Source organism: Pygmaiobacter massiliensis (assembly GCF_900199435.1).
GTDB classification, from domain to species: Bacteria; Bacillota; Clostridia; order Oscillospirales; family Ruminococcaceae; genus Pygmaiobacter; species Pygmaiobacter massiliensis.
Genome location: NZ_OAML01000002.1, coordinates 579,417 through 604,870 on the forward strand (window position 1 = coordinate 579,417; position 25,454 = coordinate 604,870).

Annotated in this window: 25 protein-coding genes and 1 tRNA gene; 8 read left to right on the forward strand and 18 right to left on the reverse strand. The window is 49.7% G+C overall.

Annotated elements, in window-relative coordinates; all coding sequences use genetic code 11:
• Positions 1–326: 326 nt before the first annotated feature.
• Genes C1A11_RS02790 through C1A11_RS02805 form a run of 4 tightly spaced genes read left to right on the forward strand, consistent with a single transcriptional unit; the run spans position 327 to position 5,925 of the window.
• Positions 327–1,256, forward strand: coding sequence for a DegV family protein (locus C1A11_RS02790; protein ID WP_180950217.1), 930 nt, complete (start codon positions 327–329; stop codon positions 1,254–1,256).
• An 11-nt stretch (positions 1,257–1,267) separates the two neighbouring features.
• The gene (locus tag C1A11_RS02795) at positions 1,268–1,777 is read left to right on the forward strand and encodes a hypothetical protein (protein ID WP_102048893.1); all 510 of its coding nucleotides are present in this window, start codon (positions 1,268–1,270) and stop codon (positions 1,775–1,777) included.
• Positions 1,778–1,801: 24 nt separating this feature from the next.
• Positions 1,802–3,424 (forward strand): GH3 domain-containing protein, encoded by a 1,623-nt coding sequence (locus C1A11_RS02800; protein ID WP_102049227.1) that lies wholly within the window; start codon positions 1,802–1,804, stop codon positions 3,422–3,424.
• Positions 3,415–5,925, forward strand: a complete 2,511-nt coding sequence (locus tag C1A11_RS02805) for a histidine kinase N-terminal 7TM domain-containing diguanylate cyclase/phosphohydrolase (protein ID WP_180950218.1) — start codon at positions 3,415–3,417, stop codon at positions 5,923–5,925. Before C1A11_RS02800 ends, C1A11_RS02805 begins: the two co-directional genes overlap by 10 nt.
• 141 nt (positions 5,926–6,066) lie before the next feature.
• Here C1A11_RS02805 and C1A11_RS02810 read toward each other — a convergent pair whose 3' ends face one another.
• The 11 genes from C1A11_RS02810 to C1A11_RS02865 all read right to left on the reverse strand — a co-directional run bounded on the left by C1A11_RS02810 (position 6,067) and on the right by C1A11_RS02865 (position 18,432).
• The gene (locus C1A11_RS02810) at positions 6,067–7,914 is read right to left on the reverse strand and encodes a heavy metal translocating P-type ATPase (RefSeq protein WP_102048895.1); all 1,848 of its coding nucleotides are present in this window, start codon (positions 7,912–7,914) and stop codon (positions 6,067–6,069) included.
• Between the two features lie 69 nt (positions 7,915–7,983).
• Positions 7,984–8,205: a cation transporter gene (locus C1A11_RS02815; RefSeq protein WP_102048896.1), complete on the reverse strand. Its 222-nt coding sequence runs from the start codon at positions 8,203–8,205 to the stop codon at positions 7,984–7,986.
• Between the two features lie 35 nt (positions 8,206–8,240).
• Entirely contained in the window at positions 8,241–8,627 is a 387-nt protein-coding gene (locus C1A11_RS02820) for an ArsR/SmtB family transcription factor (protein WP_102048897.1), read from the reverse strand.
• 148 nt (positions 8,628–8,775) lie between these two features.
• Positions 8,776–9,753, reverse strand: a complete 978-nt coding sequence (gene bioB, locus C1A11_RS02825; protein WP_102048898.1) for a biotin synthase BioB — start codon at positions 9,751–9,753, stop codon at positions 8,776–8,778.
• 190 nt (positions 9,754–9,943) lie between these two features.
• Positions 9,944–10,639 carry an RNA polymerase sporulation sigma factor SigK gene (sigK, locus tag C1A11_RS02830; RefSeq protein ID WP_102048899.1) on the reverse strand — a complete coding sequence of 232 codons (696 nt, stop codon included), beginning with the start codon at positions 10,637–10,639 and terminating at the stop codon, positions 9,944–9,946.
• Positions 10,640–10,770: 131 nt separating this feature from the next.
• A complete protein-coding gene (locus C1A11_RS02835) occupies positions 10,771–10,986 on the reverse strand; it encodes a DUF3006 domain-containing protein (protein ID WP_102048900.1) in 216 nt (71 codons plus the stop codon).
• A 15-nt stretch (positions 10,987–11,001) separates the two neighbouring features.
• On the reverse strand, positions 11,002–11,967 hold the full coding sequence (locus C1A11_RS02840; RefSeq protein WP_102048901.1) for a ComEC/Rec2 family competence protein: 966 nt from the start codon (positions 11,965–11,967) through the stop codon (positions 11,002–11,004).
• Positions 11,925–13,835 carry a YgiQ family radical SAM protein gene (locus C1A11_RS02845; protein ID WP_102048902.1) on the reverse strand — a complete coding sequence of 637 codons (1,911 nt, stop codon included), beginning with the start codon at positions 13,833–13,835 and terminating at the stop codon, positions 11,925–11,927. The genes C1A11_RS02840 and C1A11_RS02845 overlap by 43 nt, the downstream gene beginning before the upstream one ends.
• 56 nt (positions 13,836–13,891) lie before the next feature.
• On the reverse strand, positions 13,892–16,432 hold the full coding sequence (locus C1A11_RS02850; RefSeq protein ID WP_102048903.1) for an FtsK/SpoIIIE family DNA translocase: 2,541 nt from the start codon (positions 16,430–16,432) through the stop codon (positions 13,892–13,894).
• Positions 16,433–16,512: 80 nt separating this feature from the next.
• On the reverse strand, positions 16,513–17,391 hold the full coding sequence (locus tag C1A11_RS02855; RefSeq protein ID WP_102048904.1) for an undecaprenyl-diphosphate phosphatase: 879 nt from the start codon (positions 17,389–17,391) through the stop codon (positions 16,513–16,515).
• Positions 17,392–17,715: 324 nt separating this feature from the next.
• Complete coding sequence (locus C1A11_RS02865; protein WP_376745131.1) at positions 17,716–18,432, reverse strand: ClpP family protease; 717 nt, start codon at positions 18,430–18,432, stop codon at positions 17,716–17,718.
• A 226-nt stretch (positions 18,433–18,658) separates the two neighbouring features.
• On the opposite strand from C1A11_RS02865, the gene C1A11_RS02870 reads away from it, so the two are divergent.
• The 4 genes from C1A11_RS02870 (at position 18,659) to C1A11_RS02885 (ending at position 20,851) form a co-directional block, all read left to right on the forward strand.
• A complete protein-coding gene (locus C1A11_RS02870; protein WP_102048906.1) occupies positions 18,659–19,306 on the forward strand; it encodes a redox-sensing transcriptional repressor Rex in 648 nt (215 codons plus the stop codon).
• Entirely contained in the window at positions 19,299–19,907 is a 609-nt protein-coding gene (locus C1A11_RS02875; protein WP_102048907.1) for a thymidine kinase, read from the forward strand. Before C1A11_RS02870 ends, C1A11_RS02875 begins: the two co-directional genes overlap by 8 nt.
• 78 nt (positions 19,908–19,985) lie before the next feature.
• Positions 19,986–20,072 (forward strand) — tRNA-Leu (locus C1A11_RS02880).
• A gap of 101 nt (positions 20,073–20,173) precedes the next feature.
• A complete protein-coding gene (locus tag C1A11_RS02885) occupies positions 20,174–20,851 on the forward strand; it encodes a nucleotidyltransferase domain-containing protein (RefSeq protein ID WP_102048908.1) in 678 nt (225 codons plus the stop codon).
• Between the two features lie 159 nt (positions 20,852–21,010).
• On the opposite strand, the gene C1A11_RS02890 is transcribed toward C1A11_RS02885, so the two are convergent.
• The 7 genes from C1A11_RS02890 to C1A11_RS02915 form a co-directional block, all read right to left on the reverse strand.
• A complete protein-coding gene (locus C1A11_RS02890; protein ID WP_180950219.1) occupies positions 21,011–21,874 on the reverse strand; it encodes a LysR family transcriptional regulator in 864 nt (287 codons plus the stop codon).
• A gap of 37 nt (positions 21,875–21,911) precedes the next feature.
• Entirely contained in the window at positions 21,912–22,226 is a 315-nt protein-coding gene (locus C1A11_RS13740) for a hypothetical protein (protein ID WP_180950220.1), read from the reverse strand.
• A 218-nt stretch (positions 22,227–22,444) separates the two neighbouring features.
• On the reverse strand, positions 22,445–22,654 hold the full coding sequence (locus tag C1A11_RS02895) for a hypothetical protein (protein WP_102048910.1): 210 nt from the start codon (positions 22,652–22,654) through the stop codon (positions 22,445–22,447).
• 85 nt (positions 22,655–22,739) lie between these two features.
• Positions 22,740–23,072, reverse strand: a complete 333-nt coding sequence (locus C1A11_RS02900) for a TfoX/Sxy family protein (protein WP_102048911.1) — start codon at positions 23,070–23,072, stop codon at positions 22,740–22,742.
• Positions 23,073–23,076: 4 nt separating this feature from the next.
• Positions 23,077–23,832, reverse strand: a complete 756-nt coding sequence (locus C1A11_RS02905) for an N-acetyltransferase (RefSeq protein ID WP_102048912.1) — start codon at positions 23,830–23,832, stop codon at positions 23,077–23,079.
• Entirely contained in the window at positions 23,832–24,470 is a 639-nt protein-coding gene (locus C1A11_RS02910; protein ID WP_102048913.1) for a GyrI-like domain-containing protein, read from the reverse strand. The genes C1A11_RS02905 and C1A11_RS02910 overlap by 1 nt, the downstream gene beginning before the upstream one ends.
• A 68-nt stretch (positions 24,471–24,538) precedes the next feature.
• Positions 24,539–25,438: a helix-turn-helix transcriptional regulator gene (locus C1A11_RS02915; RefSeq protein WP_242965791.1), complete on the reverse strand. Its 900-nt coding sequence runs from the start codon at positions 25,436–25,438 to the stop codon at positions 24,539–24,541.
• Positions 25,439–25,454: the final 16 nt, after the last annotated feature.

A 25,454-nucleotide genomic window follows, 5' to 3' on the forward strand; every position in this document is an offset into this window, starting at 1 on the left:
CTAGGATAAGGCGAGGCGCAGAAGCCAAGAGTCCGCGATGATTCATTCTGGACTTCCGAATTCTTTTATTTTTCTACTATATCAAACCAGCCCGAGCTTTTCTTCTCGGGCCTTTTCATTTGGTTAAAGTGTCGTGTTTTTTATACATTTTCGTGCCATAATTTTACTTTTCTCGTTTTTTCTTCTAAACTTTTTAAATCTAATATATTTTCCATCGTTTCTCGACATTTTGTGTCACAATTTTCTGGTGTTTTTGAAATTTATTGGCTATAATGTTGTTGTATTACCATTTTATGTCTTTTAATGTAAAACCTTCGGAGGAAACCATGGACCAAAACGAAACTGCAAACTTAGTGGCAGAGCAGCCTTTCTCAGACCATCAGGCAGCTGCTATTCCTGCTGTCCCTGCTAAAAAAGTTGCCATCTTCACAAATTCAGTTTCCGACATTTCCCCGGCACTCGCGGAGGAATTCGGAATACATATCGTGCCGGACATTATCTTGTTTGACACGGAGGAGTATCGCAATAATATCGACATTGACCCGCCTGCGCTATATCAAAAGCTAACCGTATGCGAAAAGCTGCCCACCACTTCGCACCCCAACCCTTCTATTTACACCGAATGTTTCCGGCAGGCCGCAGATGCTTCTGATATCATCTGTATCAACCTGACAAGCAAAATGTCCGGTTCTATCAATTCTGCAAGCGATGCCAAGATGGATTTAGATGCCGAGGGATTTGCTCCGCGCATTCATATCTATGACTCTTTGCAAGTTTCGTTTGGGCTTGCAACTATGGTCATATCTGCAGCTAAAATGGCAAACAAAGGCATGCCCGCAGAAGCGATTTTGGCTCGTCTTGATTTTTTGCGCGAGCATATGGGCGTTTATTTTGTAATGGAGTCTTTGCAGTACGCCAAAAAAGGCGGACGTGTTGGCGCTATCCGTGTGCTTGCAGCAGATTTGCTGGGTGTAAAGCCGGTTTTGATGTTCCGCGACGGACTCGTGCGGGATGTAGGCGTTGTGCGCGGTTTCGAGGCCGGTGTTGCGCGCGTGTTGCAATATTACGAGCAACAGGCACAGTTTGGCGGCGAAGTGTTCTTGTTCCACTCGGACCGCGAAGCATATGCACAAAAAGTAGCAGAGCGCATCTATGCCATTGACCCCAAAGCGAAGGTGCGGATTGAATGGGTGGGTGCTGTCATTGGCATTTACACCGGGCCAGGCTGCATTGGCATTGCTTTTACTGAGCGATGATAGGTGTTTTAGTGGGTGCCGGTGGAATTGTGCTTTGTGCTTTCTCGGATGCAGCACAGCTTGCAGGTTACGCCAAGCTGCGGACTGGTTTATTTCTTGCAGGATGCCTTGCACAGTGTACCGCGGCTTTATGGCTCCTTTGGCAAAGCAAATTCTGGGTTAGCTTTTCCTTTATTCAGGTAGCTGGTCTGCTGCTCGCCGCCGCAGGTCTTGTGCTTTTGGTCTACACGCTTTTTTTCTCGCTGCCAAAAGACACTTACGAAAAGAACAAAGGAAAGGCTGTAACTTCCGGCGTTTGGAGCATCTGCCGTCACCCAGGCATTTACTGGTATTTTGTTTGCATGCTGGGCCTTGGGCTCTGCGGTCGCAGCCGGGCATTGTGGTTTGCCTGCGTGGGGTGGCCTTTGCTTGACCTTGCTTATGCCTACTGGCAGGACAAGGTGGTTTTTCCCCGTACGCTGGAAGGATATGCAGCGTACCAGCGCACCACCCCTTTTCTGATCCCCCGCCTTTTTAAATAACGTATCGGACAGGAGAGATTTGCCGTGACTTTTGAAGAAAAACTAAAAAAATGTTCTGCCAGCGAGGTTTGGCAGGAGTACTGCGGCTTTCTTGATTTTTCGATGGGAGAATATATGCAGGTGCAGAATCGACTTTTGATGGAGCAGATTCTGCTTTTGTCGCGCTGCCCCTTAGGCAAACGGCTTTTCGGCGATAAACCGCCGCGCAGTATAGAAGAATTTCGCAGTAAAGTACCGTTGACGAGCTATGCCGATTATGCGGATATCTTACTGCTCAAAAAAGAAGACCAGCTGCCAGCGCCCGCTGTCACCTGGCTGAAAACCACCTGGGAAGGCGGCAGCATGCCCGCAAAATGGGCGCCGTACTCTCAAGCGATGTTAGATACATATAAAACAAATATTCTCGCCGCCATGCTCCTTTCCACAAGCAACGGCCGGGGCGATTTTCATGTGCGTTCGGCAGCACGGGTGCTTTACAGCCTTGCGCCTATGCCTTATGCTACCGGCATGTTCCCGGATTTGATTGCTTCTGAAATGAATCTGCATTTTCTGCCCCCCGTGCGGGAAGCAAGAAAGGTCAGTTTTTCGCAGCAAACCAAAAAAGGCTATGAACTGGGCATGAAAGGCGGCATGGACCTGTTTTTTGGCATGTCGAGTATCCTGTACGGTGCCTCTCGCAACCTTGCTTCGGGCGCTGGCGGCTCTATAAAAGACCTTGCACGCCGACTTATCGGTATGACACCCCAAATGCTCTGGCGCTTGCTTTCTGCCCTTTATCGCTGCCGCCGCGACGGCACCGCGCTGCTGCCCAAGGATTTGTTCCGTCTGGACGGCTTTGTTTGCGTGGGCACCGACAGCGCCATGTATAAGGACGAGCTGGAAGCAATGTGGGGGCGTCGTCCTCTGGAGCTTGCTGGTGGCACAGAACCCTCTTGCATGGGCACCGAAACCTGGAGCAAAAACGGCCTGTGCTTTTTCCCCGATGCTTGCTTTTACGAATTTATCCCTGAGGATGAAATGCGGCGCAACCTAAAAGACCCTACTTACGTGCCGCGCACCTATTTAATGAACGAACTGGTAGCAAACCAAAACTACGAGCTTGTCATCACCGTGCTCAAAGGCGGTGCTTTTGCCCGTTACCGTGTGGGTGATGTTTACCGTTGTCTGAGGCTAAAAAACCAGAGCGACGGCATTGATTTTCCGCAGTTTGAGTATGTTGACCGCATCCCCACCGTAATTGATATTTCAGGCTTTACCCGAATTACCGAGCGCGAGATTGCAAAGGTGCTGGATCTTTCGTATTTGCCAATTCAAAACTGGTTTGCGCTCAAGGAATATGATGCGAACAACCACTCTTTTTTACATCTGTATGCTGAAATGAAACCGCAGGCAACCGCGGCCGCTGCGTCCGGCAAAGAGATTATTCAAGAACATCTGGGTGTATATTTCCGATACTACGACGGCGACTATAAAGACCTCAAAAAACTGCTTGGGGTAGACCCCTTGCAGGTAACCATATTGCCTTCTGGCACCCTTGAAAAATATAGACAGACCTTTGGCGAGGAGATCGACCGCATCAACCCGCCCAAAGAACGGGTTTTATGCCTGCTGCACATATCAGAAGAGGGGGCGATGACTTGTCTTTAAATGAGAAGCTTTTTATTATTGTTCCCCTCGTTTCTGTGCTGTGCAACGCCTTTTTGTTTTTGACCTGCCTTTCTGCCAAAAAAGATCGTGTCATCTACGCATTTTTAGAGCTGCTGGCAGTTTTTATGGCATGGTGCGGCGGCTCGCTATTTATGCGGTTAGAGCTTTACCCCGGCTCATTGTTCTGGTATGAAGTATCGATTATGGGTATCTTTTTGGTGCCGGTTTTCGTTTATAACTTCATCTATCGTTTCTGCGATGCCAAGGGCAGTTTTATTCGCACTCTCTTATTTGCAAGCTGGATTGTAATTACCGCGATGAACCTTTCACACGTCTTTATCCATGATCCGCGTGTGTTCGAAGTCGACGGCGAGCGGATGTTTGCCTTCTCGGTCTCTCCGGCTATCGTGTTCCCCCTTGTACTCGCGATTTTCACGTTGGGCATGGCATGGCACACCGCTGTGCGCGGCGTAAAAGAAGGCCGCGTTTCAATGGTAGATTTGCGTCCGCTCATTATCGGTGTTCTTGTTATGTTTGTCGGTACTTTTTTGGACGTTTTTCCAATCTTTGTTTCCCTGCCCAATGATACGCTGGTTTGCGGTATCAATGCACTATTTCTTTACTATGCGCTTTATCGCCGCCGACTGATTACACTGACCCACATGGCCTCGAACAGCTCGAGCTATCTGCTCTCAGCCATCTTCACTACGCTGATTCTGATTGCCTCTTTTTCCGGCGTAGACCAATTTTACAATCAGTACCTCGGTGCATTTGCAGAGTACAAAACTATCGTGGTTGCAGTGGGCTTTTCGTTACTCACCATGGCTGTTTATCATGTAACGCGCCGAATGATGAACAATCTGTTCACAAAGCGGCAAGAAGCTCGTGACAGCACACTCAAACAATTCAGCATTTCGGTCAGCAAAGAGCTGGAGCTGGAACCGCTACTGGACCTTTATAAGAATTTTTTGCAGGAGAACTTCCCTACGCGCACTGCCTACCTCTGTGTTCACGAAGCGCAGATGCACCGGTACCGCATTGTTTCCTGCACGCAAGAAATGACTGAACTCTCCTTTGAACTTTCCGACTCTCATCCGCTCATTAAATGGCTAATTGAGCAAAAACATAGCGCCTATTACAACGACTTTGCCCGTACCCAGTCTTTTAAATCGATGTGGCAAGCCGAAAAGCGATTGCTCGCTGACCTGAATGTAGGCTACGTGCTGCCGCTTATCTACGATGACGAGCTGGCTGGCATCACCTTTTTCACCCATACCGAAGGCAAAAATCGATTTTCGCCCGGCGAACTGAACTATCTGGATTCCGCAGGCGCGATTTTGTCGATTGCTTTGCGAAATGCTTATATGTACACTGCAATGCAGCAAGAGGCACGCGAAGATGCCATGACCGGGCTTTATAACCGCGGCTATTTTAACGAATGTATCAAAAAAGAATTTGCGCTTGCCCGACACGATACGGCGACCTTGATGATGCTGAATATGGACGATTTTCGGCTTTATAATGAACTGTACGGCATCCGCGAAGGTGATGCCGCTCTGGTTCAGCTTGCGCAAAATCTAAAGGCGATTATTGGCAACCGTGGTGTAATTGCGCGGTACAGCGGCAAAGAATTCGCTGTATTTCTCCCCTTCTGCGATGCCCGCGTAGCGCAAGAGCTTGCACTACATCTGAAAAAGCTGCCGGTAACCCCGCCAGACAGCAATCGTTACCTTACTTACAGCATCGGCATCTGTACTTATCCTGTGTGTGCTGCAAATATCGACGAGCTATTTACCTATGCCAGCATGGCAGTCTACAGCGGCAAAACAGACGGTAAGAACCGGGTTGTGATTTACAGTCCCCGCACCGCCTTGGCCAGCGATTCCACCTGTACTTCCAAAAAAGCATTGGCAGAAAGCTGTGCCTCTACAATTTACGCGCTGACGGCGGCTATCGATGCGAAGGACCACTACACCTTTAACCACTCGCAAAATGTTTCGGAGTACGCCTCTAAGCTGGCCCAGGCCATACCACTGGATGCAGAACATGTGGAAATCATACGGCAAGCTGGTCTGTTGCATGATATCGGCAAAATTGGCATTCCGGAGTCAATTCTTTCTAAAACCTCTACCCTCTCTAACGAAGAGTATCAGATTATGAAGACCCATGCCGAGGGCGCCATGGCTATGATACGGCACCTGCCCTCGCTTGATTACGTTATTCCTACTGCGATTGCACACCATGAACGCTGGGACGGCAAAGGCTATCCGCGCGGGCTTTCCGGAGAGGTTATCCCAATTGGCGGACGCTGCCTGTGCCTTGCAGATTCTTTCGACGCAATGACTTCGAAACGGTCTTATAAAGACGCGCTTACGGTAGAAGCCGCGCTTGAAGAAATCCGCCGCAATCTAGGTACCCAATTTGACCCCCAACTGGGCCTCTTGTTTATTCGCTTGGTAGAAGACGGTACCATTACTGTGTATGGCAACGCCGGTGTATAGTTGCAGACTGTTTTAGGCGCTTTCCGGCGCTAAAGCCCCAAATAGGCTTGCAAAATAAAAAGAGGGCATCATCGCTTACAAAACGATGATGCCCTCTTTAATTATAAATGCCCTAACAACTCATTATTTAGATGTCAGCGCTTACAAGTTTTTGGTATTTAAAGCGCGGGTTGCGTTGATAATGGCAATCACTGAAACGCCAACGTCTGCGAACACGGCCTCCCACATATTTGCCATACCGAGAGCACCCAAGATTAAAACCAGGAACTTTACGCCAAGTGCAAAAATGATATTCTGCTTTACAATCTTGAGCGTTTTCTGAGCAATGGCAATCGCTGTTACAATGCCAGAAGGTTTATCGTCCATTAGAACGATATCGGCTGCTTCGATTGCGGCATCGGAACCAAGGCCGCCCATCGCAATGCCAATGTCGGCACGAGAGAGCACCGGCGCATCGTTGATGCCATCGCCCACGAATACGAGCTTGCCCTGCTCGCTGGTCTGCGCAAGCAATTTCTCTACCCAGTCCACCTTATCTCCGGGGAGCAGCTCTGCATGGACTTCGTCCAGCCCAAGCGTTTTGCCTACCGTTTCGCCCACTGCTTTTGCATCACCAGTAAGCATTACGGTTTTGCGAATGCCTGCTTTACGCAGCCCTTCAATCGCAACGGAAGCATCTGCTTTCGGCTCATCTGCAATGAGTACTGCACCAAGGAAGCGCCCTGCCTCGGCAAGGTATACTACGGTACCCGGCTGAGACGGAGTTTCAAACTCGATTTGCTCGCGCCGCATCAGCTTCTCGTTGCCGCAGAAATAAACTTTGCCGTTAATTTCTGCCTGCACACCATGGCCGGCAATTTCTTCTATCTTGCCGATATCTGCTGTCTTGGGCAGCTCTCCAGCTGCTTTTTTCAGCGATTTGGAAATCGGGTGATCCGAATAGCTTTCACAAAGTGCGGCAAGCGTCAAAAGCTGCGTCTGCGTGCCCTCTTTTGGATAAACACCAACCACATCAAAGCTCCCTTTGGTAAGGGTGCCTGTTTTATCGAAGACGACAAACTCTGCTTTGCTTAGCGCCTCTAAATAGTTGCTGCCCTTTACAAGAATGCCACGGCGCGAAGCACCGCCAATGCCGCCAAAAAAGCTGAGCGGCACCGAAATGACAAGCGCACACGGGCAGGAGATTACCAAAAAGATGAGGGCACGATGAATCCATTCGCTCCAGTTACCCACGAAAATCGGGGGCACAAAAGCGAGCAGCGCAGCGCATGCCACCACAACCGGGGTGTAATAGCGCGCGAATTTGGTAATAAAGTTTTCGCTAGCCGCCTTTTTGCTGCTTGCATTTTCCACAAGGTCCAAAATTTTTGCAACGGTTGATTCGCCAAACTCTTTGGCAACCTGTATTTCCAGCAAGCCGGTCAGGTTGATGCAGCCCGAAACAGCGTTATCCCCTTCTGCAAGCTCACGCGGCACACTTTCGCCTGTCAATGCGGCAGTGTCTGCCATACTGCTGCCGCTGATTATGGTGCCATCAAGCGGGATTTTTTCGCCGGGCTTAACCACGATGATATCGCCTACCTTGATGGTTTCGGGGTCGACCTGCACCAGCTCTTCCCCGCGGCGGATATTGGCGTAGTCGGGTCGAATGTCCATAAGGCTTGCGATAGAGGCGCGCGATTTCCCTACGGCATAGTGCTCGAACAATTCGCCTACCTGATAAAACACCATAACGGCTACGCCTTCGGGGTATTCGCCTACGGCAAACGCCCCCACAGTAGCAAGGCTCATCAAAAAGTTTTCATCGAGCATCTGTCCACGCAGCAGGTTGCCCGCAGCTTCTTTTAATACGCCGCCCCCTACTACAAAGTATGGAACTAAAAACGCGATCAGCCGCGCCACGCCGGTCAGCGGCAGCAAAAGAGCAGCCGCAAACAATACAAGACCCGCTAAAATGCGCCACAGCGCCTTTTTCTCTTTCTTTGTCATAACGGTACCCTCTCTTCTTTCATCTGCCCTAGCTGCGCCGCCATCGAGGCCCGGCAGCGCAAGGCAATCTTATTTCAGCAAGATGGTGCAGTCTGGTTCTACTTTTTTGCAGGCTTTTGCTGCTGCCTGTAAAATTTCTTCAAAGCGGCTGTCCTCGGCCTCCAGCACCAGTTTCTGTGTCATAAAGCTGATGCTCGCATCGGTAACACCGTCAATTTTTTTGATTGCCTGCTCCATTTTAGCTGCGCAGTTTGCGCAATCAAGGTCCTGCAATTTAAATGTTTTTTTCATCGTTTGCTCCCCTCTGTGTGCGTTGCACACGCTGTTTATTCTTCAGTAATATGGTTCATACCCTGGTTCAAAATGGTGCGTACGTGGTCATCTGCCAGCGAATAAATAATCGACTTGCCATCGCGGCGGTTTGCAACCAGCTTAGAATTTTTGAGTACCCGCAGCTGATGGCTGATGGCAGATTGCGTCATGCCCAAAAGCTGTGCAATGTCACAAACACACATGGGTGCTTCAAAAAGAACATACAAAATCTTAATTCTGGTAGAGTCTCCAAACACTTTATACAGCTCTGCCAAATCGTACAGCAGCTCTTCGTCTGGCATTTCGGACTTAACCTGTTCTACCAAGCCCGGATGAGTTTGGATAAACTCGCAGCTCTCGGGAATCGCATCACAGCACTCTATGCCGTTTTTATCAACCATACTGTCGCCTCCATTCATATGAACGATTGTTCATATGTTCATTATATCAATCATTCATATTTTGTCAAGGGCTTCGAAAATTTATTTTTCTGTTAGCGCGGTAAAAGAAAAATCCACACACTTGGTAGTGTGTGGATTTTCAAATCTTCTACTCTGCATCATCGCCAAGCAACGCTGGGTGGTAGCCAAGCTCTGCAAGCATTGTAAGGTCCTGCTCAATGGTTATGCCCGCAGTGGTCAGCATATCTCCTGAAATCGCTGCGTTGGCACCAGACTGGAAGCATGCACGCCCCTTATCCGGCATCAAACCTCTGCCGCCTGCCAGCCGAATTGCCCCATCCGGAATCAAAAAGCGGAAGATTGCAACAATCTGGCGCATTTCATCTACCGTCAGCTTTTTGTTATGCTCGTAAGGCGTGCCGGGGATCGGGTTCAGCATATTGACCGGGATAGACTTCACTCCCAGCTCACGGGCCGTCAGCACCATATCAATGCGGTCTTCCATCGTTTCGCCAAGGCCCATAATGCCGCCGCTGCACACCTGCATACCCGCTGCCTGCGCAGCTTGGATGGCAGCTACTTTATCCTCAAACGAATGGGTTGTGCAGATGTTTGGAAAGTTGCGGCGGGAAGTTTCAAGGTTGTTGTGTGCGCGCACCGCACCTGCCTGCACCAGTTTTGCAAACTGTTCTTCTTTAAGCAGACCGAAAGAAACGCAAACCGCGATGCCTGTTTCTTTGCGCAAAGCACGCACGCTCTCACACATGCGGTCTACCTCGGCATCGCTCAGCGCGCGGCCGGAGGTAACAATTGAATAACGCAGCACGCCGCGGTCATCATTGTATTTGCCGTGTGCCACAATTTCTTCGGTGGGCAGCAACGGATAAGTTTCCACCTCTGTTTTATAAAAAGCAGACTGCGCACAATACTTGCAATTTTCAGAGCAATGTCCGCTTTTGCCATTTACAATGGTGCAAATATCGAATGCATTGCCGCAAAAGTGCTGCCTCAGCTCATTGGCCGCACTGCACAGCTGTTCCAGCGGCTGGTTACAAAGTGCAAGCGCCTCTTCGGCATTGATGCGATAACCATCTTTGATTTTTTCTACTAAGCTTTTCAGTTCCATGGAAACCTTCCTCTTTTTTCAGCGTTCTGTGGTTTAGATTAGCATGCCGCGCCGGTTTTGTCAACCATATATTTATTTTTAGTTGACATTGATTTTTTAATGCTATACTTTTATACTGCAGCCCAGAAAGCTTGGCTTAAGTCAGCAAAAAAAACAGCTGAGCCCTCTAGATGCAAGGGCTCAGCTTTATTTAATGTCGCGGTGCGTGATCCAGTTCGCTTTTCAATTTTTCAAGAGCTTTCTTCTCTAGCCGAGATACATAGCTGCGCGAAATGCCAAGCAGCCCCGCAATCTCCTGCTGGGTCAGCGGGTCGTTGCCGCCAAATCCATAGCGCAGCCTTACAATTTGCCGCTCTCTGCCGTCCAAATGGGTGTCTACCAGCTGTCGAATTTTTTCCGCCTCTGCTTTTTGCTCACAGGCCTCATCTACAAAAACGCTGTCTGCCAGCACATCGCTCAAGGTCAAGTCGCCATCGCCACGCTCAGAGTCAATCGGCTCATTGATGGAAAGCGTTCCTCCGCTTTTTTTGCCGGAGCGGAAAAACATCAGCACTTCGTTTTCGATGCATTTTGCTGCAAAGGTAGAAAAACGAGTGTGCTTATCCGGGTCGAAACTTGCCACTGCTTTAATAAGTCCAATGGTACCGATGCTGATCAGATCATCATTATCTGCCGTACCGGGGTAATATTTTTTAACAACGTGGGCTACAAGCCGCAGGTTATGGCTGATTAGTTTATCTCTTGCTGCCATGTCGCCTTGCCGCAGCGCCTCAAAGCACTCAGCCTCCTCCGCCTTCGTCAACGGGCGCGGAAAACTGCTGCTTTCGAGGTGCAGCATAAAATACAGCATATTTCCGGCAACGAAGGCCAAAAACGTCGTGAACAAATATCGTCACTCCTTCCTTTGTTTTACTTTATGAAGAGGACAAGAAAGCTATGTGCGGACAAAACTTGTACGGCTTGACCGTTATATAAAAAAACAGAGCCTGCCTTTCTGGGCAAGCTCTGTTTGTTTTTTTAGCGTCGCAGCAGAGCATCCAGTCTGCTTTGCATTTTGGCACGGCGCGCATTCGTAATTGCAAGGTCGGGCACAAAATTTCCGCTTTGCTCAAGCCGGCCCCATGTGCCCTCTTTTGCTTTTCCAATCTGCGCCGCTGGTAAAACCAGCTCTTTTTCTTCCATATCTACCAAAACGGCTTTGCCGTCTTCAATACGGTCAATACAGTAAAGCATATGGTTCCCTTCCTTTTATCGCTCGGTGCGCACCGTAATGCCACCCTCTTCTACAGAATACACAATACTACCCTGCTGGTCAGTACGCGTGATTTGTGCCCCGAGGGCCTCAAATCGCTCTACAATCTCAGCATGGGGATGACCATAGTCGTTGTTCAGCCCGCAGGAAATGGCGATATAACGCGGGGAAGCCGCCGTCAGCAGTTCCTGTGTATTGCTGGTGGTAGAGCCATGGTGGCCTGCTTTAAACACGTCTGCCGAAAGCTCTACGCCAGAAGCCACAAGGGCTTGTTCGGCCTTAATCTCCGCATCACCGGTGTTTAGCAGGCGAAGGCCAGGCGCGACAAACCGCGTGCAGACTGAGCTATTGTTCTGTCCATCGCTTTTTACCCCGGCAGCTACAATTGTGATAGTGCCCTCGCCGAGCAGAATTTCGGTGCCGACCTTTGCGGTTTCCACCTGGCAATTCGGCTGAGCTTCCAGTGCATCCATCGTCTTTTCAAAAATACGGGTCGTCGGCACTTCACTGACGGTGAAATCCGGCAGGATAAACCGATCGGTGGGGAAAGCCTCCAACACCTGCGGCATGCCACCGATGTGGTCGGCATGGGCATGGGTCATAATCACGCAGCTCAGCTTTTGCACGCCTGCTGCTTTCAGATAATTTACCAGCTTTTCCGCAGATTGCGGCACGCCTGCGTCGATGAGCGCAAACTGGTCGCCCTGACGAATCAACATGGCATCGCCTTGCCCTACATCGATTACATGCACCTCGGTGTCCGAGGTACCGCTGCTTACGGTGGGGCTAGGCTTTGCCGGGGTCAGCCCTGCAAGCGAAGCAAGCTGGTTAAAGTCGGGTAACCCCAGATTCACGCGCTCCTCCCCGAAGATGAGCCCGGTTGCCACAACGGCTAAAAATAGCAGAATGAGCGGAATGGTTACTTTTTGTTTGCGTTTGCTCGGCTTTTTACGTTGTGCCATTTATTTTGTTTCTCCCTTGGGTTGTTTTGTTTTACAGGTTTTGCAGTGTTTTTGCGCCCCGGCTGCTGCCTTTCGGCAGGCTGACGCTTTTCGTAAGGCAGCAGTACAGGCAGCAAATCCGTACGACCCGTCATCGCAAGCGCTTTGCGCACTTTCTCTTTATTACGCGGGTCAAAGTATTGCAGCAACGCGCGCTGCAACGCTTTTTCTTCCGATGTTTTTGCCACATAAAGCGGTTTCATCGTGTATGGGTCCAGCCCGGTGTAAAACATGCAGGTCGACACCGTACCGGGCGTCGGATAAAAGTCCTGTACCTGCTCCGGGCGCATTTTATTTTTTTGCAGCCATTCTGCAAGCTCCACAGCATCTTTTAAAGTGCTGCCGGGATGGCTGCTCATCAGATACGGCACCAAATACTGCTTTTTGCCTGCCGATTTTGTAAGCTGGTAGAACCGTTTTACAAAGCGGTTGAACACCTCTACATTCGGCTTGCCCATATATTTCAAAGTCGTTGGTGCACAGTGCTCCGGTGCCACTTTCAGTTGACCCGAAACATGGTGCTCAATCAGCTCTTTAAAGAACGTTTCGTCTTTATCGAGCATCAGATAGTCGTACCGGATGCCGCTGCGAATAAAGACCTTCTTAACACCCGGCAGCTCGCGAAGACGGCGCAGAATACTGACATACTCTTTATGGTCTACCAGCAGTTTGGGGCAAGGGGTCGGTGCCAGACACTTGCGGTCAGCGCACATGCCGTTTTTCATCTGTTCTTTGCAGCTTGGCAGACGAAAATCTGCCGTTGGGCCGCCGACGTCATGAATATATCCTTTAAAGTTAGGACTTTCGGTAATGCGTTTTCCTTCCTCAAGGATGGAATCCGCACTGCGGCTGGTCACTCTTCTGCCCTGATGCAGCGTAATAGCGCAGAAATTGCAGCCGCCAAAGCAGCCGCGGTTCTGTGCGATGGAAAAACCAACCTCTTCAATAGCCGGAATGCCGCCCATTGCTTCGTACATCGGGTGATAGGTGCGGGTGAACGGCAGCGCATACACCGAGTCAAGCTCGGGGCGATAAAGCGGCATGCTGGGTTTATTCTGCACAAGGTATTTTCCGCTCTTTTGCTTTTGCACCACCGGCTTTCCGGTCAAGGGGTCCTGGTTGTCCATCTGGATGCGGCAAGCTTTGGCATAGGCAACTTTATCCGCAGACACTTTATTAAAGCCAGCACATTCGATATACCCTTCCGGCAGTCCAAAACTATCGGTGAGGTAGCAGGTGCCGGGAATATCGTGCATTGCTGCGGGTGCCTCGCCTTTTGCAAGCCGTTCGGCGATTAGGCGCGTCTGATGTTCACCCATACCAAAAGTCAGCAGGTCGGCACCACAGTCATCCAAAATAGAGGGCATAACGGTATCATCCCAATAGTCATAGTGGGCAAAGCGGCGCAGTGAAGCTTCCAGCCCTCCTACCACAACGGGCACTTCTGGGTAAGCCTGTTTTGCAAGGTTGCAGTAAACTGTCGCAGCGCGGTCCGGGCGCTTGCCGGGGCGCCCGCCAGGCGAGTATTCATCTACATTACGGCGCACCTTGGAAACAGAGTAGTGTGCCACCATGCTATCCACGTTGCCCGAGCCGACGAGGAACGCATAGCGCGGCCGTCCAAACTCTTTAAAGCTGTCAGCAGTGCGAAAATCCGGCTGGGAGAGGATGCCTACGCGGAACCCCATACTTTCGAGCAAACGGGAGATAATAGCGCATCCAAAGCTTGGGTGGTCCACATATGCATCGCCGCTGACAACGACGAAATCACAATATTGCCAATCCCTTGCGCGCATCTCTTCGCCGCTAACGGGTAAAAATTCAGCCATAAAGGCTCCTTTCTTTCAAAACGCGGCAGGCTTTGTACACCTGCCGCGCCAAATCCTTATTCTGTAACTTCAGAGGGCTCGTCCGCATTCGCGAACATCTCTAAAAACTGCTGGCGGCCGATGAGAACAGCGCGGGGTTTTGCGCCCTCGTAAGCACCGATGATGTGCAGCTCTTCCATCGTGTCCATAATACGTGCCGCGCGGGCATACCCTAGTTTCAGCTTGCGCTGTAACAGTGAAGTAGATGCCATATTGGCATCAATTACGGTTTCAATGGCAGATTTGAGCATCGGGTCGTGCGCGTCGGAGTCGTCTCCATCACCGGCGGCGGTGCCTTTGCCGCGCTCTGCGGTTGCCAGTTTCTCCATGTCTGCAATCATGCCCTCGTTGTACTGGGCAGCAGTGTCCTGTTTTACATAGTCGATGACGGCGGTGATTTCATCATCTTTTACATAGGTTCCCTGAATACGGATCGGCTTATTCGCGCCGACCGGCATAAACAGCATATCACCCATGCCAAGCAGCTTTTCTGCACCGGCTCCGTCCAAAATAGTACGGCTGTCAATCTGGCTGGAAACCGCAAACGCAATACGGCTGGGGATGTTCGCTTTAATCAGGCCGGTGATAACGTCCACGCTCGGGCGCTGGGTTGCAACAATCAGGTGCATACCCGCAGCACGCGCTTTTTGTGCAATACGGCAGATGTAATCCTCCACCTCTTTGCCGCACACCATCATCAAGTCAGCAAGCTCGTCGATAACTATCGCAATGTAGGGCAGCTTTTCAAGCCCTTCTTCACTTTCCGCAAGGCGGTTAAAGGTTTTGATGTCACGCACATTGTGCTGTGCAAATAACTGGTAGCGGCGTTCCATCTCTGCCACCTGTACGCCGAGCGCACCGCTGGCTTTGCGAGGCTCGGTGACCACCGGCATCAGCAGATGCGGGATGCCGTTATAGTCTGATAATTCAACCACTTTCGGGTCAATCAAAACAAGCCTTACGTCTTCGGGCGAAGAGCGGTAAATAATGCTGGTAATAATAGCATTGATACAGACCGACTTACCGCTGCCCGTAGAGCCTGCAATCAGCAGATGCGGCATCTTTGAAAGGTCTGCCACCTGCACGTTGCCCGCAATATCTTTGCCCAGGGGAATCAAAATGGGGCTTTTATTCGATTTAAATGCGTTGGAATTGAGGATGCTGTACATATCCACCGCGCTGGCATGCTTGTTCGGCACCTCGATGCCAACCGCTGCTTTACCTGGAATCGGTGCCTCGATACGCACACCTGCGGCGGCAAGGTTCAGCGCAATGTCATCAGCAAGGCCGGTGATGCGGCTGATTTTAACGCCCGCGGCAGGCTGCAGCTCATAGCGTGTAACAGAGGGGCCGCAGCTGATATCCAAAAGTCGTGTTTCCACACCAAAGCTTGCCAGCGTACTTACCAGCAAATCCGCATTATGTTTCAGCTCGGCGCTGTCGCCACCTGCTCGTCCGCCCTTGCTTTTCTCAAACAGCGAAAGCGGTGGGTAATTGTAAGCGTTCTGGCCCGGCGCGCCCGGTGTTAACATCGTTTGGCCCGTCAGCGGGTCAATGACGGGTTTTATCGGCTCTGCCGGTTTTGCGGCAGGCTCTGGCACAGCCTCGGTATGCGCAGGAGCAACCGCCTTCTTAATCATCGTTTCAACGTCAGGCGAAAGGCCAGCCTCGGCAGGCTCGTCCGCAGCACTGTGCGGCACGCCGCCTTCCAGTGCGACATCAAAGGCAAACCCGCTGCTGCCCGCAAGCGGGGCACTCATATCTGTAGCGGCCGGCATTTCCACACTACCGTAGTCAGCAGGCCCGTCCACTTCTGCCTCAAAATCAATCCCGTTGCTTGCAAGCGGAATATCAATGGCAGCGGTACGTTTTTTCTTTGCCTTGTTAAATGCTCCGGAATCGAAGCTGGTTTCTTCCCGCTGATCCAGCCGCTGCTGGCGTGCTTCGGCGGCCGAATCTTCATAAGCACTCACCCGCTCACGCGCGGCACCGAACTTCGCCTGGAAGAACAGATAAATATCTACCGGGGTAATATTGGTAAACAGCATCACAAATACTGCAATGAGGACGATAATGATAATGTTGGCAGCCGGGCGGCCACACAAGGCCAGCAGCGGCCAGCCGATGACAGCCGCAATCAAGCCGCCGCCATGGTGCTGTACCCCGGCAGTGCCAAGGCTTGCAATGAATTGCCACCACTTCATCCCTTCGCCAGGGGTAGCGGCAGAAAAAATAAGCGCACAACCGGAAATAAACAGCAGCACCAGCGCGCCTTCCCACAGTTTCGCAAGGAAAGGCCGCCCAGCTGCAATGAGCACCGCCAAATAGAATACATATGGTGCAATAAAATATGTAGCAACGCCGCAAAGGCCAAACAAACCGTCCGACAGCACATTCCACGCCGTAGCACCGCGTATCCAGGTAAGCGCAAGCAGCACCGCGCCTACGCCAAACAGCACGATGCTCCAAGACTTATTAATTTCTGGCTGGGGCTGTTTTTTCGGCGGTCTGCCCCGCTTTTTTCCCGTTGTCGTTGTTTTGGTCTGTTTTGTTGCCATGTCTTTTAACTCCTAAATCTTGAAAACAAGTCCCCATGCCCTGTTCTTAGCAGGGCACTTTTTTAACATTCCGCTACGGCTTATAGCGCAAAGCCGAGCAATTCCACAATATTGGCACCGGCCAGATGTTCGATGATACCGAGCACCAGCACAACAGCGCCCAGCGCCAGTGTGTAGTAAGAAAAGATAATAAAGCGATTGGTCACCACGAGGTAGCGAATCAGCCGGATGCAAAAATACCCGACCACTGCAGCTGCTACAATACCCACCAGCACCGGCGCCCATTCAATTTCCACACCGGTTTCCAGTGCGTCTTTCAGCTCCATGACGCTGGCCCCAAGCACAGCAGGAATACCCAAGATAAAGCTGAACTTCACGCAATAATCTTTGGAATAACCAAGCAGCAAACCACTGCTGATGGTCGAGCCTGAACGGCTGATGCCCGGCATAATGGCCGTGCCCTGAAAGATACCGATAATCAGCGCATCCCGCACCGACATTTCTCCAGCTGTTTTTTTGCCTTTTACGCATTTAGCGGCAAGATACAACAGTGCACCGGTATACAAAAAGCAAAGCCCTTCCACCACAATGTCGCTGTCTTCTGTTATAGCCGTTACCCAGTCTTTAATAAGTAGGAATCCCAGCAGCGGAACACACGCCCAAAAGAACATGAAAATCATGCGGCGGTATTCATCACGGGTTTTAAAACTGAAGCGCCCCTGGAAGATATCTGCAACCATACTGCAAAAGGCACAAATCAGCTCCCATATTTCTTTGCGGTAAGCAACAAATACGGCAAGCAGCGTGCCAAGATGCATCATCAACGAAAAGAAAAGCGCCCCTTCGCCCGAGTTACCGGTAAAATGCTGGTACAGTGTAAGATGACCGTCGCTGGAAACCGGCAGAAATTCAGTCGCTCCTTGTATTATTCCTTGAAACAGCCCATCCAGTATCGACAAAAGCAGCCTCCTCCATTATGTAGCCCGCAGCGCGGGCGTGTGGTTTGCAGCCGGAAAAGCACCAGTGAAATTCCGTTTGATACTTCGGTTTATTTGTGCCTGCAATTTTTATTCTGCGCTGCAAACGTCCGGTAACGAACCGTTCGTCTGTCGAGGATTTTATGTTTTATTTCGCAAAAAAATGCGGGCACAATTTTAATTTCAATTTGCTGGGTGCTTTTCAAAACGGCGGTTTGGCAGATACTTCCCCAATTTTACTTTACATTATATTGTAGCATTAAACAGAAAATTTGTAAAATAAAACATCTTTTGGAAAAATATCCCTTAACGTGCTGATTCAATCTCTTTGTAGAGATAATTCAGCGCATCGGAAAGGCCGCCAAGTTCGTCGATCAAACCTTCTTTTACTGCCTGGCGTCCATCGAGCACAGTACCCACATCGAGTACCATTTCTCCGGTTTTCATCATCAGTTCGGTAAAGCGTTTCGAGGTAATGTCAGAATGGTCGGTAACAAAGCCCGTAATGCGCTGCTGCATTTTCTCAAAGTAGCTCATCGTCTGGGGCACCCCAAGCATCATGCCGGAATGGCGTACCGGGTGTACTGTCATGGTTGCAGTGGGCACAATAAAACTGCGGTCGGCGGAAACCGCAAGCGGAATGCCAATGGAGTGGCCCCCACCCAGCACCAGTGAAGCAGAAGGTTTATTAATGCCGGAAATCAGTTCTGCAATCGCAAGACCGGCCTCGACATCGCCCCCTACCGTATTTAGGACTACCAGAAGACCCTCAATCTCAGGGTCCTCCTGAATTGAAATAATCTGGGGAATGATGTGCTCATATTTTGTCGTCTTTTGAGATTGAGGTGCCAGCGTATGCCCCTCCACCTGACCAATGATTGTAAGGCAGTGGATGCCGTGCTTGCCGCGCGTTTTCATCACAGAGCCTGTTTCCAGCAAAACATCTTTTTCGAGCTGACGTTCATCAACTTCAGCATCCGTCATCTCGTTTTGCGCCTCGGTTTTTGTTTGTTTTTTTGCCATGTTGCGCCTTTCCTTTCCCGATATTAGGCAAAATTTAGCAGTTTTCAGTGCTTAATCATGCCTATTAATCAGTTTTCCCGCTTTTTATTTTTGTTATGCGGCATAGAAAAACTATCGCAAAAATATTGACACTTTGCTAAGAAATCACTAAGATGGATATTATATAGTAAAAATGTAAAGAGCGCATTTTTTGGCGTTCCATGCAAGAAATGAAGGAATACTGGTTATGGCTTCACAAAACAAACCCTCTTTGCCGGTCATCAAACGGCTGCCGCGCTATTATCGTTACTTAGGTGAAATGGCGGCAAATGGCGTGGTAAAGATCTCTTCTTCAGAGCTGGCCCGCATGATGGGAACAACCGCGTCTCAGGTGCGCCAGGATTTTAACTGCTTTGGCGGCTTTGGCCAGCAGGGCATCGGTTACAATGTGCAAATGCTGCATGAAGAACTGGGCAAGCTGTTGTTCAGCCCCCGTGCTGTGCCCACAATTCTCATCGGCGCAGGTAACCTTGGCCACACGATGGCAAACTATTTTAAGCTTGATACCAAAGGGTTCGAGCTGTTGGCTGCTTTCGATATCAAACCGGAACTCGTGGGCACTACCCTTTGCGGGGTCACCGTGCGCCCATTTTCTGAAATCGAAAGCTTCTGCCGCGAAATGAACCCAAAGGTTGCTGTTGTCTGCATCCCGCGTGAGGCAGCAAAACACGCAGCACCTCAGCTGATTGAGCTTGGCATTAAAGCTTTTTGGAACTTCAGCCACTACGATTTCCGCATCGATTACCCGGAAGCAATCGTAGAAAATGTCCATTTAGGCGACAGCCTTGCTACCTTGAGCTATGAAGTAAATAATATGGAGAATACCAATGGCTAAACTGTTTTTTCGATACGGTGCAATGAACAGTGGCAAATCCACCGCTTTGATGCAGGTTGCCTACAACTACGAAGAGCGCGGAATGCGTGTCCTCATCATCAAACCCGCCGTTGACACCAAAGGGGACGACTACGTGGTGAGTCGCCTTGGTGTTTCGCGCAAGGTTGACATCTGTGTGACCCCCGGGCTGGATGTATTTGAGGCAATTCAGAAAAACATCGCTGTCAGTGGCTCACTTGCCTGCGTGCTGGTGGATGAAAGCCAGTTTTTAGAGCGCGAGCAAGTAGACCAGCTGATGCGTGTAACCGTTTATCTCGATGTACCGGTTATCACCTATGGCCTACGCACTGACTTTAACATGAACGGCTTTGAGGGCAGCATTCGCCTTTTGGAAATTGCTCATAATGTGGAAGAAATGAAGACCATCTGTTCCTGCGGTCGCAAAGCACTTTTCAACGGACGCAAGGTTGGGGGCCGATTTGTATTTGAAGGCGAACAGGTAGCGATTGACATGCAGAATGATGTCGAATACCAGTCTCTCTGTGCAAGCTGTTATTTCAAAGAACGTGAAAAATATTTTGAAGAAAAAGCAAAAAACTAGTTGACAATGCGGCGAATCCTTGCTATAATAATCAACGTCGCCACGAGAGTGAGCGGCGCGGTGATCCGCCGATAATATGCGGGTGTGGCGGAATTGGCAGACGCGTTAGATTCAGGTTCTAATGGTCGCAAGGCTGTGCAGGTTCAAGTCCTGTCACCCGCACCAAAGTAATACCATGTATGAAAATTCATACATGGTATTTTTCTTTTTCTTGGCAATGCAAAAACAAATAAAAATTTTCCGTGTCACACAAAAGGAGCAACAAAATGATTGATATTCAAAGCTGGATGCAAGCATATCAGAAAAAGGTTCGCTCCCATTTTGGTGCCAGAGTAATCTTTATTGGACTGCAAGGCAGCTATGCACGCAAAGAGGCTAACGACAACAGTGACATTGATGTGGTACTTATTTTAGACAAAGTAGATATGGACGACCTTATTATATATCGCAAGCTGGTAGAGCAACTTCCACACCGGGAACTGCTTTGCGGTTTCGTTTCCGGTAAAGATGAACTTGCCTCCTGGAGCAAACAGGATTTATTCCAATTTTATTTTGACACAATCGCCCTACAAGGCAGTCTTGACTCTTTTTTATCCACACCTACAGCGGAAGACGCCAAGCAAGCTGCTTTGGTTGGCGCTTGCAATTTATACCATGCTTGCAGCCACAATTTTCTGCACGCGCAGGACATCGATACGCTAAAAATGCTATACAAATCTGCTTTTTTTGTTATGCAGGCAAACCATTACTACAAAACAGCAACCTATCTGCCTAGCCGCACTAAACTTCTGGAAAGTACAGCGCCGCAAGAGCGCACCATTTTACAGGTCAGCTTAGACCCTTCTCTTATCTGCCCAGACAGCCTACCGGATCATTCGCGGCTGTTGCTGGAATGGGCGAGCGCTCTTATCTGCCAATATGGCACAAAGCAACACTTATCTTAAAGCAAAAGTTTTATCTTTAAAGTCTAGTTTAAGAAAAGCACATAATAAAAAGGGCGATAGATTGTACGGCACAATCTATCGCCCTTTATTCGCAGCTAAGAATATATTAAAAGCTCCCGCTTTGCCTCTGTTGTGTTGCCCACCTGGCAATCACAAATGCTAAGCAAAATATGGCTCTGCAAAAGCTAAAAAGCGTCGCGCTGCGGGCGCCATCTTTTCTTCTTCGGGGGCTGCGATGCCAATAGAAACTACTTGGGGCGGATCAATGGGTAAGATTTTCACATTTCCTCCCCAGCCGTGGGCGTGCAGCTCATTGGTAAGCGTTACACCAAGCCCGGCTTCGACCATGGCATAGGCTGCGTACACATCGTAGGTATTGAACCGCGTATTGGGCTGAATTCCATTTTCAGAAAAGAAAAGAGAGTTATCCGTTTCTCGGCGCGGATATAGCTGAATAAACGGGTCGGTTTTAAGCTGCTGCAACGGGTATTTATCAAGCGTAACACATGGGTGGTTTTGATGTACCCAGACCACCAGTTGATCCTCGCACAAGGGAATCCACCGGAAATTGCCAGACCGGCGACTGATAATGCAAAAATCCGCTTCTCGCCTCTCCAGTCGTCCGCTCAGTTCACTGCTGGTACCCTCGGCAATGTCGACGATAATTCCCGGATAAGATGCAGTAAAATCCGCAATTGCGTGAGCCAGACGTCGATAATAGGTATGGTAGGCCGTGCCAACCGTGATATGGCCCTTTTCCAGTCCGCAAATCTCATCTGCCACTTGTTTATACCGCTCCGCTTCATGCACCAGATTGTTCATTATGGGCAGTAGAGTTTGACATTCCTTTGTAGGAAAAACGCCGCTGTGGTTGCGCACCAACAACGGAAAGCCTGTTTCGGCCTCTAACGCAGCAATTGCTCGGCTGACACCTGAAGGGGTATATCCCAATCCCTCTGCGGCGCCGGAGATACCACCGCGCGCTATGGATTCTAATAAAATTTTTATTTTTTCTGTTTCCATTCGCACTCCTTGACATTTTGTCAACGACATATTGATTTTATTTCGCTTTACGCAAAGCATAACAAAGAGGTATAATCTTGTCAAGCAAAAGAGCTGCCCAAAACACGCAAAGCGTGCGACGCATGCAGCAGTCATCTATTACCTGCACGGTTACCGCCAAGCAAGCAAAACTTTGTTTGCTGCCGTTATTATCGTATGCGGCACACCTTCCCTTTTTTTCAAGCTCTGTTTGCAAACGATGAGAGCATTTATTATGCTCATCATTCGTTCGTTGCTTGCGTTTACCTTTTTGGTGCCTGGTCCCCAAAAAAGGCTGCGTCAAGTGTCCAAAACCACTGATACGCCGATTCAATTTACACCGGCATCTTGGTGCCCTTATTTATCCCACACCTGTGTTAGAAATGCAGGCAACTCTTTAAGGGCATCCTTTAAATTGCTTATTAGTTATTTGCTTGAGCATACACACTCTTCTTGGGAGGGCACCGCAAAACCTCCCAAAAACAAAACACCCGCTTGGAGACAAGCGGGTGTTTTGTTTATTCAGCAATGTAAACGTGGCGGCGTAAAACTTCATTCCGGTTTTCGAGCTTCTTGCTGCCAACGGTCTAAAATGGGCAGATATTCCACATAACGATGCGGCCGGATGGGGCGAGTAAAGGGCGGTGTCGCGAAGTGGAGCAAAATGCACTCCCCAATGTGGGGATAGTCCTCTACCTTCTCCCAACCTGTCAACTCGCCTTTTGCAATGCGCTGTTTGATACGATTGTGATACGGATACATTGCCCTTTTCTCCTTCAAGTTATAATATTTTTTTTGCCGCCATTATTTTTCCTCTAAATTTCCGACATGTGTGCTTCCCTGCAAATCACTTTGCGTCACGTTTTGCTTTTTTGGGCTTTGGGAATGGAAGCTCTGTCCACATATCGCCAATCAACTGCGTTAAAAAATCGGTATCTTCCAGCTCCTCCAACACCACCTGCGGCCTTGCGCCTTGGTAGGGCGGCAACCGCGGAGCATCCGGCAACCGCTGCTGTACTGTAGGAGTGGGCTTTAAGTAGACTACATCGTCGCACACCAGCCCCAACACTTTGCCGTTGCAGTAAAGGCAATAGTCGCCGAACATTTTACGACAGGTCACTTCCCCGGCGCCACGCATTTGCTCACAAACAAACTGTACATATTCTGCGCTTGATGCCATGTATTCACTCACTCTTTTCTTCAAATATTTTTTCCAATTTCTTTTCGCTTAAAATTTCATGGGTCACAAGCTTACCGTTATAGAACAGGCTGTACGTGGTAAACGGGGTGGGCGCGTTTTGTGCCTCTTGCGTGGTAGTCAGATGTACCACTTGCAACGGCACTTGATGCTTTGCTGCCACCTGCATGGCCAGCGGCACATATTTCGCTGTAAATGGACATTGGGCCGTATAATACAGCACAAACCCCTGCTGGGGAACCGTTTGCGTTTTTGCCCCTGCCCGAAACCGGGGCTGGGCTGCATCAGCCGTAAATGGCAGATACAGAAGCACAAAATCCTGTGGTGCCGTATCGGCTGTTTGAAAGTCTTGTCGGGCTAAAAAAGCTGGGTCAGAAAGATAGGGCTTTTTCTTTTTAGAAGAAAGCACAACCAATCCCTTTTTGCCTTTGGCTCGGCTATCTTCGATGCAGTGCTGTAACAGCAGTTTTGCGTATCCTTTCCCTTTCAAGCTGCCCGATACCCAAAAGCAGTCAATGTACATATAGCCCTCTGCCTCTATCGGTGCCCAGGCATTCTCTGCCGGCAGGTATTCAATAAAGCATTTACCGCGCACCGCACATTTGCAAAAAACAAGGCCTGCATCCATCTGCTGCGCAAGCCACTGCTTTTTGCAACACACCTGCGGATCATCATTTTTTGCGATGGCACAGCAAATATGCTCTTGGGCTAAGTTTTCTTGGGTGAGAGTAATCAGCTCCATCAAACACTCCTTACCGGACAGCGCAGTACGGTAAGCAATTTGTCCGGTTTTGTTTTTCTTGGGTCAGAAAGATAGATTTCATGGTGGCGGCGCATCTCAGAAATGTCTGATTGCAAGCCATGCTCGTCCATAAACATCTGCATTTTGCGCAGTGTGGCAGGCTCCTCGTCATATGGGCCAAGGTGCATGCATTGGACGCACAGCCCTTCTTGCAATTGTCGCAGCTTCGCGGTTTGTACCGCAAGATGCGGCTTTTTCTTTTGTACGGTTTTTACTGTCCTTGCAAGCACTTCTTCCGTCACAAAGTCCGGCTGGCGTATCATCGAAATCCAGCAAAACTTTTCTTTTTGCCGAAAGCCTCGCTCGGCATCCGCCTGTTGCCACCACAAGCCTTCCAGCGCGGGCACTACATAGTCGAAATAGCCCTCTGTTACTTCGCCACTGCGTGGCGCCATTTTAATGGCATAAGATAAGGCATAGAGCAATTCTACTGCCTTGCCGTAGGCGCCATCTACCTCGTTGGGGTTGCCGTGGCCTTCTACAGCAAGAAAAGTCATTTTCGGCACCTCAATCAGCATCGGCTCTGTTTTCGGCATATAGAGGTCTCGAAATGCTTTTTTATAATCCAGCTTTTCCATATTTTCACCCTTTCTGTCTGCGTGGCTCTATTTTACCACCCTTAATTAGACATCTAGGTGTCATATTACTAGCAGCAAGCAAGGATTTTTTGCAGATAGCTGCGCAGCTCCTGCCGCACCTGCACGGGGGCCAACACCCGGCAATGCGGCCCGTAAGAAAAAAGGTATTGATACAACCATTCTCCGTCCGGCATGGCGATAGTTGCGATAAAACTGCCGTCCGGCTGCTGGGTATATATTTTCAGTTCATCGTAAACGCGGAATGCCATCTCTGGATCGATGTGCAGCGTAAGGGTAACAAACCGATCCGGAAAATGGCGCCGCCCCTGCAGCACATGGTGTGGTGCTGTATGCTGCACTTTTTCAGTCAATAGCTCCAGCTTACGCATACGGGTAAGCTTAAAAAAGCGCTCGGCCTGGCGGGTGTGGCAATAGCCGTACAAATACCATCCCTGCCCTTTAAAACAAAGTTTCAGCGGTTCCACCTTCCGCTTTGCAGTTTCGCCTTTTCCATTAGAGTAATGAAAACACACCTGGTTTTTATTGAGGATTGCCGTTTTCAACGTTTCCCACTGTACGGTCTGTGTTTCCAGCCCACCCCAAGATGAAAAGTCAACTTCAATCCAGTCTGCCTCTGGCTTGCCCAGTAAAGCAGAAAGTTTACCCAGCACTGCCACTGTTTGTGCCGGTGCGACTGCTTCCACCGCAGAAAGCGATGCCAGCAGCTCGCGCTTTTCTTGCGCAGTCAGTACCGCTTTGTTCAGAACATACTCAGGCAACAAGGCAATGCCGCCGCCTTTGCCCTTGCTCATATATACAGGAATGCCCGCCTCTGCCAACAACTCAATGTCACGATATATGGTGCGGGGTGACACCTCAAAGTGCACCGCCAGTTCCGCTGCTGTCATCTTGTGTTTATCCAGCAGCAGATACACAATCTCGAATAGTCTGCCAACCTGCAATCTCATCACGCCCCTTCGGGTT